Consider the following 15,202-nt stretch of genomic DNA (forward strand, 5'->3'; position numbering starts at 1 on the left):
TTAGCTTTAAGAAGGCTTATTTCGCTGAAATACAAAAGTTAAATTAGCTCAAAACGGGCATACCAACGCATCGCAAACAGTTGTTTAATGAACTGTTAACGTGCGGGCAACCTTATTTTCGAGTTCTTATTATAGAAACCTAACGAAAATTTGTGCTATACTTGCTATCTGTTTTCATAATCGTACCTTCTCTTTTCACTCACCATACATTTTAGTTAAGCATGAAAAAATCATTACTGATGGTTTTTGCGCTTTTTATGGCCCTATTGCAGCAGGCCCAAGCGCAAGACCGTACCATCTCAGGCAAGGTAACCGACCGGGCCACTAACCAGGGCTTGCCAGGAGTAACGGTACTGGCAAAGGGCACTACAGTGGGCACTAGCACCAACTCCGACGGAGGTTTTTCTATCAGTGTGCCCCGTGGCGCAACCACATTGGTGTTTAGCTTTATTGGCTATGCTTCACAAGAACAGGCCATAGGTACCTCCAGCAACATTGATGTTGCCTTGGCTACCGACACCAAGCAGCTGAATGAAGTGGTGGTGACTGCTTTGGGTATTGAGCGGGAAACAAAAAGCCTGGGTTATACCACTCAACAGGTACAAGGTGACGCCGTAGCGCAATCTGGCGAAACCAACATCGTGCAAGGCTTAGCAGCAAAAGTTGCTGGTGTACAAGTAATTGGTAGCGCCGGCGTACCTGGGGCATCCTCGAAAATTCTGATTCGTGGCAACAACTCATTTATTGGGAGTAACCAACCACTGTTTGTGATTGATGGAATTCCGCTTGATAATCAAACCAACGTGACTGAAGGGGCTGATTATCCCTTTAATGCCAACTTACAAGGAGTGGCTAACTCCAATCGAGCCATCGACATCAACCCGAACGATATTGAAACATTCAACGTCTTAAAGGGTCCGGCGGCCGCAGCCCTCTACGGGTCGCGAGCCGGCAACGGTGCCATCGTCATTACCACTAAGAGAGGCAAAGCTAATCAAAAAGCCACTGTCTCCTTCCGCTCGGAAGTTGAACTGACAGAAGTTAACCGTCTACTCGACCGACAATTGAAATATGCGCAGGGCACGGGCGGTGGCAATCAACGCACTGCCACGGGCGCGGTGCGTACCCCTGTCTATAGCACTTATACGCCCGGAAACGATGGCATCTTCGACCGCACCCACGCTTCTGATGATTCGGACGATAATGCTGGAACATCACAAGTCTGGGGCCCTACCAATTCCTCGCTCGGCATTACGCCGGTTGATAATGCGGCGAACTTTTTCAAAACAGGTGTTTCTTACACCAACGACCTATCCATCGCGGCTGGCAATGACCGGGGCGCGGTGCGATTTTCGCTGGGCCAATTGCACAACGACGGCATCGTGCCTAATACGAGCTTTAACCGGTATACCCTGCGCTTGACCGCTGATACTAAACTATCCGATAAGTTAACCGTGGGCAGTACCGTTAACTACATCAATTCTGGGGGCGTACGCGCCCAACAGGGTAGCAACACTTCGGGGGTGATGCTGGGCCTGATGCGGGCGCCAAGTAGCTTCGACTTGGCTGCTGGCTATAAATATGATAGCGGACCCAACAAGGGTTACCAGCGTAGCTATTTCCAAGGATACGATAACCCTTATTGGACGGTGAATGAGAACCCTACTCGTGATGACAACAGCCGTATTATAGGCAACCTGACATTGACTTACAACCCTCTAACGTGGCTTCGCATCATGAACCGCGGCGGCGGGGACATTTACACTGACCGGCGCAAAGGCATCTTCGCATTATATTCAAACGGCAATCCTGGCGACTTGTCGGGTGAGATTCGCGAAAACACGAAATATCACCGCGAACTCTATAACGACCTGACCGCCACGGGTTCATTTAACCTGACGGAGAAACTATTTGCTAGCCTTACGGTGGGCAATAATATCAACGAGCGGTATAATCAGAACGTCTTTGCTCGCGGCCAGCAATTGGCAGTGCCTGAATTTTATAATCTGAGCAACTCTGCTATCCGCTACGCCGACGAACAGACGAATACCATTCGCAGCTTCTCCTACTTCTACGACGCTAACTTCTCGTTCAACGATCTATTATTTGTCGGTACCACAGGTCGCTATGACAATTTTTCCACGTTTGGCCCTAATGCCGGCGGCTTCTTCGCACCTTCTGTTAATGCTTCGGTTGTGCTGTCAGAACTGCCGGGCTTTAAGTCCATCGAGAACATCGCGAATTTTATCAAAATCCGCGGAGCCATCGGCAAAGCAGGTAATGAACCGCCGTTTGGCATCACCCGCAATTACTTCGTAGCTCCTTTCTTCACCGATGGTTTCACCAACGGGCTTTCTTTCCCCTATGCCGGCGTGAACGGTTCGGGTCTGTCGTCTGCTATCGGTAATTTAAAACTACGTCCTGAACAAGTGCTTTCCAGGGAAGTAGGTACCGAGCTACACTTGAACAAGGATAAAATCACCATTGATTTTACTTACTATAACAACCGCTCGACGGACCTCATCCTGAACCGTCCGATTTCCGCAGGCTCGGGCTTCACCAGCACCTATGAGAATGCCGGTTCAATTGCTAACCGCGGCATTGAGGTGGTAGTCGGCCTGAAGCCCTTCAGTTCTGAAAAGGGCTTCAACTGGAACATGCAGTTTAACTATACCCGCAACCGTAGCGAGGTATTGGCGTTGGCGCCGGGGATAACGCAGTTTGATTTAGAAACTGCCTTTACTGGCATTGGTTCATATGCCATCGTGGGCCAGCCTTATGGAGCGTTATTCGGAACGCGCTGGGAACGGGCTCCTGACGGGCAACTGTTAATCGGACCAGATGGCGTGCCCATCGTGGCGGCCCAAACCGGCAATATCGGTAACCCCTTCCCGCGCTACACCCTAGGTATCCGCAATACTTTCAGCTACCGGGGCCTAAGCCTGACTGGGGTGATTGATATCCGTAGCGGCGGTCAAATATGGAATGGTTCTTACGGTCGCCTGAACCGCCTTGGTATTTCGAAAATAACGGAAGACCGCGAGCGCGACTACGTGATCCCGGGTGTACTAGCCGATGGCTCAACCAATACAAAAGCAATTCCTGCCTACACCTACTTCCAACGGTATCTCGGCGACAACGGCGGGGCTAACGAGCAGTTTGTGCAAGATGGCAGTTGGGTTCGCCTGCGTGAATTGACCTTAGCGTACAACTTTGGCTCCCCAAGCTTCCTGAGCTTTATGAAAGGCTTGGAAGTTTACGCATCGGGTACCAACTTATACCTGAAGACAAACTACCAAGGCATCGACCCGGAAACCAGTCTGACTGGCGCCGGCTCGAACGTCACCGGCTTCGATTATTTCAACATGCCGAACGTACGCACGTACCGTTTTGGCCTGAAGGCGAACTTTTAAAACTAAAGCTGCCGCTTTTATTCCTCATAATCATGAAAAAGAAAGTTCTTTGCCTATTCCTTGCCACCGCTTTGCTCGGAAGTGGCGGGTGCAACAAGTTCACCAAGGATTACGACATCAGCCCCAATGCGCCGCTTGATACTACGCTACCGCTCCTGATGAGCGGCACCCAACTTTCCGTGATGACTACGTATACCGGCAACCTAGCACGGGAGGCCGGTATTTTTACGCAACAGTTGGCGGGCACCGACCAGCAATATGCCACTTACGCCACTTACCTAGTAACGGAGTCGGATACCGAAAACGACTTCAATACGATTTATCAGGGCGGCCTCATCAACGCGCAGGAGATGATTAAGCGAGGCACCAATGAGAATTCACCCTATTACGTTGGCATTGGCAAGATATTGAAAGCTATGCTGCTAGGCATCGCTACAGACATATTTGGCGACGTTCCCAACCGACAGGCGCTTCGCGGGGGTGCTGGTTTTGAGGCTACCTCGCTGGAGTTGAACCCTACCTATGACACTCAACAGGTGGTGTTGCAAGATATTCAGACCCTACTCTCGGAAGGAATTACGGAACTACAGAAGCCTGCCGCTGGCCTGCGGCCTGGTTCCGACGACTTTATCCACCGCGGCGACGCGTCCTTGTGGGTGAAGACGGCATCCATTCTAAAAGCCCGCTACGCCAACCGGCTCAGCAAGCGTGATGCTGCGGGTTCCGCCACAGCGGTTTTGGCAGCCATCGACCAAGCTGGGCTTACCGGCAACACTGACGATGCTAACGCCGTCTTCACTACTAGCAACACTAGCCAGAATCAATTTTATGCCTTCAATCTGAACCGGCCAAACTATGTGAAGATGGGTGCCCGCTTGATAGATTTGATGAATACTCTTAATGATCCACGGCTGCCTTTCTATGCTACCCCTGCCAATGCGGCCGGAGACTATATTGGTACTCCTCTGGGCACCACCGAGACCGACGAGATTTCCGATATCGGCTCATTTTTTGCTTCGGTCAATTCGCCTGTGCCCATGGTAACGTATGTAGAAGCCAAACTGATTGAAGCGGAAGCGGCACTTCGCGCTGGCCAATCTAGCAGGGCCCAAACGGCTTATAGGGCAGCCCTCACGGCCCACCTCAGCAAATTCAACATCAGCACAGCTCAGCAGAACACGTATCTGGCAGCTAATGGTACTCTAAGTGCTAATGCAGCGACGGCTCTGACTCAGATCTTGACGCAGAAGTACATTGCGAACTTCCTGCAGATTGAGGCGTGGAGTGATTACCGCCGCACCAAACAGCCCTCCTTAACGCGTGACCCGACCGGAGTTATCTCAACTATCCCTGAGCGCCTGCCCACCCCACAGGGTGAGCGCATTAATAACCGGAATGCGACGGTGGTTTCGGACTTGACGAGACCGGTATATTGGGCACAGTAAGGCTGTGTCGCAGTCACTATGAAGATGGAACAAAAAACCTGACCCAGGTGGGTCAGGTTTTTTTGTTCCATCGTTATCGTTAGGCCTCATTCGGAAAGCAGTTCCGCACGAACAACTAGAGGAGTGTTATTAAGCTGACAGGCTACCGCGACAAATACCGCAGGTCGATGCATATGGCTCAACTGTTTAAATACCACATGGTTGATTTGATTGTATATCGTTAAGTACTTTAAAAAGTTCACTTCCAACTAGCTGTATCCCATCACTTACATCAAGGGTTTGCTCGACTATTCATTTTAAAATGCTTCGGCTATAACTAAACCTTATTATCCATATAATATAATTATGATTTTTAGATAATTTGAGGTTTTAATACCTAAAAAATATTTTTTTGTTTTTAGTACTGGCATCTTACCTTACTTTTGGCAATCATGAACCTAACTAGGGTCACTGACTCAATCTTCTTTTTTTTTAAATTTTTTGTATATGAAGAAAGTCTTACTCATGAGTGTTCTGCTCATGTTTACTCTCCTTCACGGAGCAATGGCGCAAACCCGTACTGTTACGGGGAGGGTCATAGATCAAAAAACCGGCGACGGGTTACCAGGCGTAACGGTCCTGTTGAAAGGCACCAGTAATGGGTCCTCTACTAATTCGGACGGCTCCTTCACACTGAGCGTACCAGCAGCTGGCGGTACCTTAGTGTTCAGCTCCATTGGAATGGTTACGCAGGAACGTGTAATTGGCAGTGAATCACAGTTTAACGTAGCCCTGGCAGCTGACGTAAAGCAACTAAGTGAGGTGGTCGTAACCGCCCTGGGCATTCAACGCGAAGCACGGGCCTTAGGTTATGCCGTTTCGGAAATAAAGCCCCAGCAGGTGGTTCAAAAATCCGAGCCGGATGTGTTGCGCACGTTGCAGGGCAAAATTCCGGGGGTGAACATTGGTGGTGCCAACGGTGCGCCGGGCTCGTCTACGCGCATCACCATTCGCGGCAATTCCTCCTTGCTTGGCAACAACCAGCCTTTATTTGTGGTGGACGGAATACCATATGACAATGCTCAAGAGAACTCCGTCAGTTCCTTGGGTAACGGCGGTTCTGGCTCCAACCGCGCTGTGGATATTGACCCTAACAACATTGAGTCGTTGAACGTACTTAAAGGCATCGCGGCGGCCGCGCTGTATGGCTCACGTGCTGCTAACGGCGCCATCGTCATCACCACCAAAACAGGCAGCCGCAACCGCGGGGACAAAGGTCTGCGGGTAGGGTACAACTCTTCTTACTCTTTTGAGAAAATAGCCAATCTCCCCGATTACCAGAACAAGTATGGCTCGGGGGCCAATTTTGCTTACACAGCCGCCAACGGCTCGTGGGGGCCCGCGTTTGGCAGCCCGCAAGCACCAGTAGATGTACTCCATCCTTACAGTGGAAACCTGGCTTTTCCGGAGTACCTGAATGCCCGCTACCCTTACCAGGCCTTCCCTAACAATGTGAAGGACTTCTTCGACACCGGCAAGGTATTCGAGAACTCCATTTCGATAACCGGGACCGGTGAGAACACCAAATTCAGTTCGGTACTTTCTCGCTCGGATCAGACGGGCATGATTCCCAACAGCTCCTTTGTCCGCAACAGCATTAGCGCGGGGGGCTCGGGGTCGTTCAATAAACTGACGTTGGGCGCGAACTTAACGTATGTTAACAGCAGTCAGCGCGGCCCCATAGTAGGCGCACCGAATGCCGTTGGTAGCGCGTCGGCCTTTGGCCGCGTTCTGTTTCTGCCCCGGAACCTCGATCTTACCGGACTGCCGAACGAAAACCCGGTGACCCGCGCACCGGTGCTGGGCTGGCTGACTGGCCAAGCCGACAACCCCTATTGGTCGACTAAATACAATACGTACACTGCCCGAGTAGACCGCGTGTCTGCTACGTTCAATGCCGGCTACGACATTCTAAAGTGGTTGAACCTAAGCTTCACCGGTGGGGTAAACACCTACACTGATAAACGCACCACTGTACTGCGCCCCGGCTCCGTGGGAGCTGGTGGAACCGGCCGACTCATTCAGGATAATATCTCGAATACTGAGTTGGAAGCGACTACCCTGCTCACCGCCGACCAGAACCTGACCGAGGATATTAGCCTGAAAGCCATTGTTGGCCACAACGTCAACCAACGCGACTTCATTTGGCCCTCCGTAACTGGCTCCAACTATACCGTGTTCGATGTTGATGACATTACTAATACGAGGACGGTAGCCCAAAATGGTACTATCGCAAGGAAGCGCCGCATTTTCGGAGTTCTGGCCGATGTAACTCTGGGTTACAAGGATTTCCTTTATCTAAACGGGACAGCTCGTAATGACTGGACTTCAACCCTCGCCAAAAACAACCGCAGCTTCTTTTATCCTAGTGGAAGTGCTTCCTTCATTTTCACGGAAGCCTTTAGTGCTCTCAAGTCTGATGTGCTTAACATGGGTAAACTGCGGATTAGCTACGCCAAAGCCGGCAAGGATGCGGACCCTTACCAGCTCAACAGTACCTATAACCTGTCACCCTCGTTTGGTAATAATGCAGCTAGCCTTGGCTTTCCCTTTACTCCTACGGGAGGAACTGCTACGGCAGGTGCTAATATCGGGAATCGCGTGGGCAACCAGGCTTTGACCCCGGAATTTACCAAAGAGTTTGAAACAGGGGCGGATCTAAATTTCTTTAAGGACCGTATCGTTTTGAGCGCTACGTACTACAACCGTCGTAGCACTAGCCAAATTGGGAATATTGCCTTACCCTTTGCGACAGGCTATACCACTTTCACAACCAACTTTGGAGAAATTTCGAACAAGGGCGTTGAACTAGGGCTGACCTTGATTCCGCTTGACGTAGCCGGCTTCCGCTGGACCAGCTTCACGGCCTTCACCCGCAACCGCAACGTTATCGAGTCGTTAACCGAAGGTGTTCAGCAGCAGCTTAATGGCACGGTAGGCACATTCTTTAGCGACCCACAATCCATTCATCGTCCAGGCGAACAATACGGCCAGATCATTGGCTCAAAAGTAGCCCGCGACCCAGCAACTGGCAAGGTTCTTATCGACCGTAATACCGGGCGTACCATTATCGCAACAACCAACGACATCATTGGTAATCCTAATCCGAACTTCACGTTCGGCTTCACGAACACCTTCACTTACAAAGGCATTACCCTGGAAGGGGTGATCGACTATCGCCAGGGCGGTGATGTGTTCTCGCAAACTATCCAAAGCCTGCTTCTGCGTGGTGTAACAAAGGATACGGAAGACCGAGAAAAATCGGTGGTTATTGACGGGGTGTACGGTAATCCAAACACTCGTCTGCCCATTCTATCTGACCCCAGTAACCCGAACAGCACGACCCAGAACTCCACAGCCATCACTGTGAACGATTTGTATTTCGGAACGGGTTCTTTCGCTAGCGGAGCGGCTTCCGAGTTCAGTGTGTTTGACGGTACGACTATTCGTTTGCGTGAGGTAACGCTTGGGTATGAGCTGCCAAGTGCCTTGCTAGGCAAAACCAAGTTCATCAGGAGCATGAACGTCAGCCTCTCCGGCCGTAACCTGTTTTGGTATTCTCCGAACATTCCTAAGTACACGAACTTCGACCCTGAAACCAGCTCATTCGGCAACGCAAACGCTCAAGGCTTCGATTTCACGAATGCCCCAACGTCCCGCCGTTATGGGGTTAACCTCCGCATAAACTTCTAGTTCCACGAAGATTATCTAATTTTCCCATGCAAATACCAAAAATTCGCGTTTCCCTAGCACTACTTCTGGTGCTTGCCGGAACGACTGGTTGCGACAAATTCCTGGACACCAACACTGATCCCATCAACCCAATTGATGTTCAAATCCCTCTCCTCCTGCCAACTTCTCAGGCGGCCATGGCCACCGGCCTCGGACATAGCGTGCTAGGTTTGAGCCAGCCGGCATCAGCCATTATGCAGCAATTGGTTAACACCCGGGTGGGGGCTTATTTTCTAGACGGCAACACCTTCAATAACCAGTGGCAAGGTTTGTACGTCGATATGTTGGCAAATAATGAGTTGATCATCAAAAAAGGAACAGCTTCTGGGTCGTGGGCTTATGTGGGCATCGCCCAGATTCAAAAGGCCTATGTATTCAGCCAGATGGTGGACGTCTGGGGCGATATTCCTTATTCGGAAGCCCTGCAAGGCGCTGATCCTACCAGTCCTATTAGGGCTCCTAAGTTCGACAAAGACGAAGACATCTATAGAGATTTGTTTCGACTCATTGATGAGGGCATAACCAACCTTGGTAAGACGAGTACTCAGGAGGCTAGCACGGATGACTTGATTTATAGAGGAGACAAAGCCAAGTGGATACGCTTAGGCAATACTCTTAAGCTCAAGCTTTACAATCAAATCCGGCTTACGCGCAACGTTGCTACCGAGGTGACTCCGCTCTTAGCGACCAACGCGAACCTGATTACCGCAGCAGATGACTTCGAGTTTCGTTACGGTACCGGGGCGGGCAGTCCCGAGAATCGTCACCCAGGCTTCCAAGGCGATTACGCAGGGTCCAGCCGTGAGAACAGCGTCAACTTATACTTCTATAACTTGATGAAGGCCACTACCGACCCACGGATTCCTTATTACTTCTTCAATCAGGTTACGGCTTCTACGCCTCTTACGACCGTAGACTATCAGGACGGCCGCTTTATCACAACTCGCTTTGGCAGTGTAGGTCCACAAAGTTCGACAAATAATGCGGCTATTCGCACGCTGCAGGGTCTCTACCCAATCGGTGGGCGCTATGATAATGGGGCTGGCATTGCAGGTGGCGCTACGGGCGCATCGGCTAAGGGAGACGTGGCCCAGCGCTTCATCACGTTTTTCATGCGTAAGTATACGGAGGCCGAATTGCAACTGATGGTACTGAACAATGCAGCAGCAGCGCGTACCGCCCTAAGTGATGCCTTGAATGCGTCGTTTGCGAAAGTGAATGCTGTTGCTGTGGATAACGGAAGCCCAGTAATTACAGCCGCTGCCATTACCACTTATGTTACAGCGGCACTGGCTCGCTACGACGCCGCCGCAAGCAATGATGCCAAGCTAAATGTCATTATAAGCGAGAAATACATCGCCAGCTTTGGCACTGGCGTGGATGTCTACACGGATTACCGTCGTACGGGCTATCCGAACATTCCAAACGCGGCCACTGATAGTGATCCGCAAACGGTGTCAACCGGTGATTTCCCGGTGCGCTTTACCTACCGTGCCAATGATTTGCTGACGAATCCTAACGCTCCACAACAGCCGAACTATACGACGGCGAAAATCTTCTGGGACCGGTAGAGCACCCGTAGCTTTATCTAGTAAGCTACTTCTTCACGCTAAACTCAACTTTTCATGAAAAAACATTTCTTTGCCGCAATACTGGCTCTCACCGCCTTAGGTGCCTCTAGTTGCAAGAAAGATCCGAAGCTTCCTACCCCATCGGTAGAGGAGTTTCCTCTGGCATTCATTAACATCTCTGCTCAGAGCACTTATAAGGTGACTGATATACAAGCCGGTAACCCGACAGCTACTTTCTTCATTGATGTTAGAGGAGGAGATGCTAGTCAAGTTGAATCCATCAACATATACCGCACCTTCAGAGGATTTAATGTGCCAGCTACAGGCAATCCAGCACTGGGCTTTGGTGGCCCAACCTTGCTCTTGCGGTCAGTACCACCGACGTCAGGTAACATCTCTGTTACCTTGAGTGACATGATTGCCGGCTTAACCCGAGCCGCAGGCCCAAGCCAGGGAGGTACCAGAGTCCCCATCACGGGTGCTTCTCTCAGAGCAAACGAATCATTCCTGATTACTTATGATTTGCTTCTCAAAGGGGGCCGACGCATTGAGTACAACCAGTCTTTCAATACCGCTCCCCTTTCCGGAACAATTACGGTTATACCGTAAGGATAAGATGACGCATTAAAAAAGCCCCAGCTACTGTAGGCTTGTCCTTACCCAAATCTTCGAAAAGCGCCGGCTGGTAGGCCGGCGCTTTTTTTGGGGGCCGGTGGTAGCTTTCGGGCATGTCAATTTCAACGGACTTCGGGGCGGCGGCGCAGTGGGCGCAAACGCATTTTGGTGGGGTGGTGCTGGGCGACATTCGCCGCGCTCGGCGGGTGGTGAGGCTGGCGGCCGGCTGGGCGCGTGAGCCGGGGGCGAGCATCCCGCGCCTGAGCCAGGGGCAGGCCTATGCCAGCAAAGCCGCCTACCAGTTGCTGGGGCACGCGCAGACCACCCCTGATGCGCTGCAAGCCCCGCACCGCCAGCTGGTTACTCAGCAGCTACAGGCCCCCGGCACGTACCTATTGGTCGAGGACACGACCGAGTTGAGTTGGCCCGAGGCGGCCGAGCGCCGGGCGGGCCTCGGGCCGGTGGGGCCGGGCAAGGCCCGCAGCCAGGGGGGGCTGCTGCACTCGCTGGTGGCCGCCGCCTGGCCGGAGCGGGACCCCGACCCGGCTGCCAAACGGCCCGCCTTGCCGCTGCTGGGCCTGCTCGACCAGCAGTTTCACGTGCGCCAGCCCGTGCCGGAAGCCGAAAAAGCCCACCCCCACGGTGGCTCCCGTCCCCGCCAGAGCCGACCCCGCGAGTCGGCCCTGTGGGCGCACAGCCTGCGGGCGGTCGGCACTCCGCCACCGGGGACCCGCTGGGTGGTGGTGGCCGACCGCGGGGCCGACATCTACGAGCACTTGCAGCAATGCCAAGCCCAGGGCCTGGGCTTCGTGGTGCGCGCCGCCCAAAACCGGGCCCTGGTGGCCGGGGCGGACCAAACGCCTGCGGGCCGCCTTTTTGAGCAGGCCCGGGCCCAGCCCAGCGCCGGCACCCTTTCCCTGACCCTACGCGGGCGGCCCCGCCAGCCGGCCCGCGACGTCGAGTTGCAGGTGAGTTTCAGCCCGGCCCTGGCCTTACGCGCCCCGCAGCGGCCGGGGGCAGCCACGGGCAAGGGGGCGCCCGTGCCTGGGGGCGTGGTGCGGGTCTGGGAAGAAACGGGCCCGGGGCCCAACTTGGAGTGGCTGCTGCTCTGCGACCAGCCCATCACGGATGTTGCGCAGGCCCTGGGCTGCGCCCGCCAGTACGCCAGCCGCTGGTTGATAGAAGATTTCCACAAGGCCCTGAAAACGGGCTTGGGGGCCGAGAAGCTCCAACTGCAAACGGCGGCTCGGCTCTTCGCCGCCGTGGCCCTGCTGAGTGTAGTGGCGCTGGCCCTGGTGGACTTACGCGAGAAAAGCCGGCTGGAGCCGGACTTGCCCGCCGAAGCGGCCGGTCTGACGACCACCGCGTTGCGGGTGCTGCGCCACCAGCGTCGTCGCCCGTTGGCGACAGTGCGCGAGGTCTACCTAGCCCTGGCCGCGCTCGGCGGCCACCTCGGCCGCAAGGGCGACGGGCCGCCCGGCTGGCAACCCCTCTGGCTCGGCCGCCGGAGCCTGCGTTTGCTCGTGGAAGGCGTTAACATGGCCGCCCAACTACAGGATGAATAACAGGCAACAAAAGCACCGACCTACCGGCCGGCGCTCTTCGAAGATTTGGGTAAGGACAAGGCTACTGTAGCTGGGGCTTTTTTAATGCGTCATCTTATCACAAGATATACTGGCTCAGATCCCGGTTCTTCACCATGTCCGCGAGCCGCTCATCGACCAGGCTGGCCGTGATGAGGATGTGGGCATTGGCACCGATCTTGTCCGGCACGTCGTAGAGGATGTCGTTGAGTAAGCGGCTCATGACCGTGTGCAGGCGCCGGGCGCCGATGTTCTCGACTTCCGCGTTAACCTCGGAGGCAATTTCGGCCAGGCGTTCCAAAGCCCCGTCCTCGAAGGTGAGTTCTACTTCTTCGGCTTTGAGCAGGGCCTCGTACTGCTTGGTGAGGGCATTCCTGGGCTCTTTAAGGATGCGATAGAAATCATCTTTGCTCAGGCTTTGCAGCTCGACGCGGATGGGGAAACGGCCCTGCAGTTCGGGGATGAGGTCGCTGGGCTTGCTCACGTGGAAGGCACCCGCGGCGATAAACAGAATGTGGTCGGTGTTGACGATGCCGTACTTAGTGTTCACGGCCGAGCCTTCCACGATGGGCAGCAGGTCGCGCTGCACGCCCTGGCGGCTCACGTCGGGACCGCCGGCTTTGCTACCGCCGTTGCTGGCCACCTTGTCGATTTCGTCGATGAAGATGATGCCGGCGTTTTCGGCCTGGCGGATGGCTTCGTCCTTCACCTCGTCCATGTCGATGAGCTTGGCGGCCTCCTCGTCGAGCAGGAGCTTGCGGGCTTGGGCCACGGTGACTTTGCGCTTGCGGGTTTTCTTAGGCAGCAGGTTGCCCAGCATGTCCTGCAGGCCGGAGAGCGTACTCTCGTCCATGCCGGGAGGGGCGCCCATGATGCCGACGCTCGCGCCCGACTGCGCCACCTGGATTTCGATGCGGCGGTCTTCCAGCTCCCCATTTTTGATTTTCTGCCGGAACCGCTCGCGAGTGCGCTCGTTCAGCTCGGCATCGGACTGCGGAACGTCGCCCTCTCCCCCATTGCTGCCGAAACCGACGCCGGTTTTCGCACCGGCCGGACGCGGCACGGCGGGAATGAGGGCATCCAGAATCAGTTCTTCCACGGCGTCGGCCGCCTGGGCCTTGACGGCTTCCTGGCGACGGGCTTTCACGCGGTTCACGCTTTGCTCGGCGAGGTCGCGCACCATGCTTTCCACGTCACGACCGACGTAGCCCACTTCGGTAAATTTGCTGGCTTCCACCTTCACAAAGGGGGCATCGGCGAGGTGGGCCAGGCGACGGGCAATCTCAGTTTTGCCCACCCCAGTGGCCCCAATCATCAGGATGTTGTTGGGCACTATTTCAGCCTGCATGGCGAGCGGGGCGTGCAAGCGGCGCCAGCGGTTGCGCAAGGCAATGGCTACGTGTCGCTTGGCTTCGTGCTGGCCGATAATATATTTATCGAGTTCGGCCACAATCTGGGCCGGGGTTAGGAAATCTTGCATGTAGGCTTTCGCGCAAGGTCGCGCCAGTTGGAAAGAGATTTAAACATCAACAAATCAACTTCACGAAGTGGGTTTCCCCTTCGCGAAACCTTGCGCTATTTTTTCTTGAACAGTGAATCGAGGTTGCGGGATAGGGTAAAGTACTCGCCGGAGCCCGCCGCTTGCAGCGTAGCGTGCGTGTAATCAACCTGAAAGGTGCTGATTTTAAGCATTATCCCAAAGCTAAGACCGGCGCCCCCGCTGGTGTTGTCGAGGCGGAGCTCGCGACGCTGCAGGTGGTTGTAGCCCACGCGCAGGTTCAGGTTCTTGCCGAGGATCAGCGCGGCGCTCGCGGTGAGGTGCCGGGCCAGATTATCGCCAAAGCTTTTCGTGGGCTTCTTCTCTACGCCACGGGCGTCGGGCTGGCCGCGCTGGTTGGGGTCGAGGTACTGAATGTCCCACTGCTGAAGGTGATGAGCCGTGAGCGAAAGCCGCACCGGCATGTGCTCAGGCTTGATGGTGGCACCGAGCTGGACATCCAGCGGCAGCGGACCACGCTCAGTGCCGGGATAAGGCGAGAACTGATACCCGGCATTCTTGACCGCTAAGCCGGCGGTAAAATCCTGGGTGGGGTGCTTGTACACAATCCCCGCATCGGCCACGCCGGCCAGCGACCGGCTGCCCGCGATGCTGGAAACGGCCAGCTTGGTGGTAGCGCCAAACGTGAAGCGGCCTTTGCTGTAAGAATCGGATACGCCGACCGTGTATTCATTCACCCCGAAGGTGCCCAGGCTGTTGCCCGCCGGGTCGTAGCTCTCGAACTGCCCGTAGTTAAGGTAGGTGATGCCCACACCGAAACGACCTGCTTTCTCGGTATTGAAGACATACGCCGCGGTGCTCTGCTTGATATCGCCCACGTAGGCAACGTAGCTCAGGGCCAGGCGCCCATCCATTTCCGCATTGAGCAGGGCCGGGTTGCCATAGAGCATGGTGGGGTCGTCGGTACGGGCCGATACGCTCATCCCACCCAGGGCGGCCAGCTGCGCGCTGGGCGGCAGGTCCAGGAACGGAAAGACCGTCCGACCACCTAGCTGCTGCGCGGCCGCGGGCCGGAGCCCCATCACTCCGAACAAGAGGCAGAAACCGGCAATTCGACGAGAGGAAAAGTGCTTCATTAGTCTAAGATAGCAGGTGTAACGCACGCGTTAGCTGGTTTGCGGAACAGCACTTGAGCTGGCGGGCAAAACAACGCTGTTTACCCGCTCAAAGTATGCAGCTAACCCAAGTTGCGGAGTACTGGTGAAGGATTAAAAGCAAGCCTGTTTCAGCCAGAGCAGAATATACT

General features: G+C 54.5%; 8 protein-coding genes. 6 read left to right on the forward strand and 2 right to left on the reverse strand.

Annotation, left to right across the window (positions count from 1 at the left end; genetic code table 11):
* Positions 1 to 221 precede the first annotated feature (221 nt).
* The 6 genes from IC235_RS10035 to IC235_RS10060 all read left to right on the forward strand — a co-directional run bounded on the left by IC235_RS10035 (position 222) and on the right by IC235_RS10060 (position 12,380).
* Complete coding sequence (locus IC235_RS10035; protein WP_191005040.1) at positions 222 to 3,413, forward strand: SusC/RagA family TonB-linked outer membrane protein; 3,192 nt, start codon at positions 222 to 224, stop codon at positions 3,411 to 3,413.
* Between the two features lie 32 nt (positions 3,414 to 3,445).
* Positions 3,446 to 4,858 (forward strand): SusD/RagB family nutrient-binding outer membrane lipoprotein, encoded by a 1,413-nt coding sequence (locus tag IC235_RS10040; RefSeq protein ID WP_191005041.1) that lies wholly within the window; start codon positions 3,446 to 3,448, stop codon positions 4,856 to 4,858.
* Positions 4,859 to 5,344: 486 nt separating this feature from the next.
* The gene (locus IC235_RS10045) at positions 5,345 to 8,590 is read left to right on the forward strand and encodes a SusC/RagA family TonB-linked outer membrane protein (RefSeq protein WP_191005042.1); all 3,246 of its coding nucleotides are present in this window, start codon (positions 5,345 to 5,347) and stop codon (positions 8,588 to 8,590) included.
* Positions 8,591 to 8,616: 26 nt separating this feature from the next.
* Positions 8,617 to 10,200 carry a SusD/RagB family nutrient-binding outer membrane lipoprotein gene (locus IC235_RS10050; RefSeq protein WP_191005043.1) on the forward strand — a complete coding sequence of 528 codons (1,584 nt, stop codon included), beginning with the start codon at positions 8,617 to 8,619 and terminating at the stop codon, positions 10,198 to 10,200.
* Positions 10,201 to 10,254: 54 nt separating this feature from the next.
* Positions 10,255 to 10,809 (forward strand): hypothetical protein, encoded by a 555-nt coding sequence (locus IC235_RS10055; protein WP_191005044.1) that lies wholly within the window; start codon positions 10,255 to 10,257, stop codon positions 10,807 to 10,809.
* Positions 10,810 to 10,928: 119 nt separating this feature from the next.
* On the forward strand, positions 10,929 to 12,380 hold the full coding sequence (locus IC235_RS10060; protein ID WP_191005045.1) for an IS4 family transposase: 1,452 nt from the start codon (positions 10,929 to 10,931) through the stop codon (positions 12,378 to 12,380).
* Positions 12,381 to 12,477: 97 nt separating this feature from the next.
* Here IC235_RS10060 and hslU read toward each other — a convergent pair whose 3' ends face one another.
* Positions 12,478 to 13,878 (reverse strand): ATP-dependent protease ATPase subunit HslU, encoded by a 1,401-nt coding sequence (hslU, locus tag IC235_RS10065; protein WP_191005046.1) that lies wholly within the window; start codon positions 13,876 to 13,878, stop codon positions 12,478 to 12,480.
* 95 nt (positions 13,879 to 13,973) lie between these two features.
* A complete protein-coding gene (gene porQ / locus IC235_RS10070) occupies positions 13,974 to 15,032 on the reverse strand; it encodes a type IX secretion system protein PorQ (protein ID WP_191005047.1) in 1,059 nt (352 codons plus the stop codon).
* Between the last annotated feature and the right edge of the window lie 170 nt (positions 15,033 to 15,202).

The sequence above is a fragment of the Hymenobacter montanus genome (assembly GCF_014699115.1).
Taxonomy (GTDB): Bacteria; Bacteroidota; Bacteroidia; order Cytophagales; family Hymenobacteraceae; genus Hymenobacter; species Hymenobacter montanus.